A 1,890-nucleotide genomic window follows, 5' to 3' on the forward strand; every position below is an offset into this window, starting at 1 on the left:
TCCAACCTCGTGTTGGTCCCCGAACCGGTCGCCGCCGCCGCGCACTTCGCGTCCTTCCCCGGCCAGACCCTCGGACCGGGCCAGGCGCTCGCCGTCTACGACCTCGGCGCGGGCACGTTCGACGTCGCGATCGTCGGCGCCACGCAGAACGGCTTCGCGGTCCTCGCGGAGGCGGGCCTGCCCGACCTCGGCGGCCTCGATGTCGACCAGGCCCTCCTCGAACACGTCGGCCGCCAGGTTTCCCACCGCGACCCGGGGGGCTGGCAGCGGCTGCTGCGCCCGGACTCGACCGCGGACCGGCGGGCCCAGCGCGCGCTGCGCGAAGACGTCAAGGCCGCCAAGGAAGCGCTTTCGCGCCACCCGCAGACCGAGGTCCCGCTGCCGGAGCCGTTCGACGATGTGCTGGTCAGCCGGGTCGAGCTGGAGGCGATGATCCGCCCGGGGATGCTGCGCAGCGTCGAGTTGCTCGCCGCGACCATCCGCTCCACGGGCCTGACTCCCGACCGCTTGGTCGGCATCTACCTCGTCGGCGGTTCGAGCCGGATTCCGCTGGTCGCCACCCTGATCGCAGAGCAGCTCCGGGTCGTCCCGACGAGCCTGGACCAGCCCGAGACCGCCGTCGCTCTCGGCGCGCACCATGTGCCGCAAGAGGGCGTGACCATGCGCACGGGCGACATGAGCAGCACCGTCGAGTCGGTCCAGCGCACCCAGGCGATCGTGCCGCTGCGGACCGGCGGGTTCGCCGCCCAGCAGCCGCCCGCCGCCCGGCAGCAGTTCCCGCAGAGCGGTCCGCAACGCGTCCTGCCGCCCCCGCAGCAGCACCGCCCTCAGCCTCAGCCGCAACCCCAGGCTCAGGCCCACCAGCAGGCCCACCAACAGGTCCACCAACAGGCGCAGGCGGGACCGCCCTCGGCGCCGACGCCGGTTCAGGCCAGGCCCGCGCCGCCGCGGTTCCCGACGCAGTCCGCCCCGCAGGTCAAGCCGCAGTCGAACAAGGTCTGGTATCTCGCGACCGCGGTCGTCGCGGTCGTGGTGATCGGCATCGTCAGCGTGATCATCGCCACCACGGGCTCATCGGGAGGACTGACCGCCGACTGCTCGGACAAGCAGACCGACGGCAAGGGCTTCACCCCGTGCATGCGGGAGGTCGCGGGCACGGTCGCCACCAAGGGCGACTGCGCGTCCGGCGCCAACTTCGGCGGCCAGGCCATCGCCACCCCGGGCGCGACGTCGGCGACCTGCAAGCTGAACGGCAACTACCTGGCGATCTATATCCAGTTCGACTCCGCCGACGTGGTCGACGCGAACGTCCAAACCGCGCTGACCAGTCTGAAAGCCGGAGCCAAGAACGTCAGCGACGGTGACTGGACCGGCGGGGGCATGTCGGGCAAGTACCACTCGGTGGAGATCGCGACCGGGGCCGAGATGCTTATCTACACCGTGGAGAACACGCCCATCATGGGCTGGGTCATCGCCACCGGTGCCGTGAGTGGCAAGACCAAACTCCTGTCCTACTTCAACGAGCACATCAAGCCGGGAAGCACCGGCTGACAAAGGGGAGCGCGCTGTGAACGTCCTGTCCGTCGACCTGGGGACGTCCAACACCGTCGCGGTGCTCTCGGCGCACGGGCGCGCGCCGCGGGTGATCGAAGTGGACGGGTCCGCGACCATGCCGTCCGCGATCTACGCCGACGAGGACGGCGGACTCGTCGTCGGTCGCGACGCCGAGCGCCGAGCGCGGCTGGACCCGTCGCGGTTCGAGCCGAACCCGAAGCGCCGGGTCGACGAGGGGACGCTGCTGCTGGGCACCACCGTCATACCGGTCACCGACGCCCTCGCGGCGGTGCTGCGGCGGGTCGCGGACGAGACCTCCCGGCAGCTTGGCGGCGC

General features: G+C 71.5%; 1 protein-coding gene and 1 pseudogene. Both read left to right on the forward strand.

Annotation, left to right across the window (positions count from 1 at the left end; translation table 11 throughout):
- Positions 1–1,551, forward strand: a 1,551-nt coding sequence (locus tag GPZ80_RS31835) for an Hsp70 family protein (RefSeq protein WP_187224806.1), incomplete at its 5' end; no start/stop codon positions are given.
- 16 nt (positions 1,552–1,567) lie between these two features.
- Positions 1,568–1,890 (forward strand): annotated as a pseudogene (locus GPZ80_RS31840) (Hsp70 family protein); the annotation flags it as partial.

It is taken from the genome of Actinokineospora xionganensis (assembly GCF_014323725.1).
Classification (GTDB): Bacteria; Actinomycetota; Actinomycetes; order Mycobacteriales; family Pseudonocardiaceae; genus Actinokineospora; species Actinokineospora xionganensis.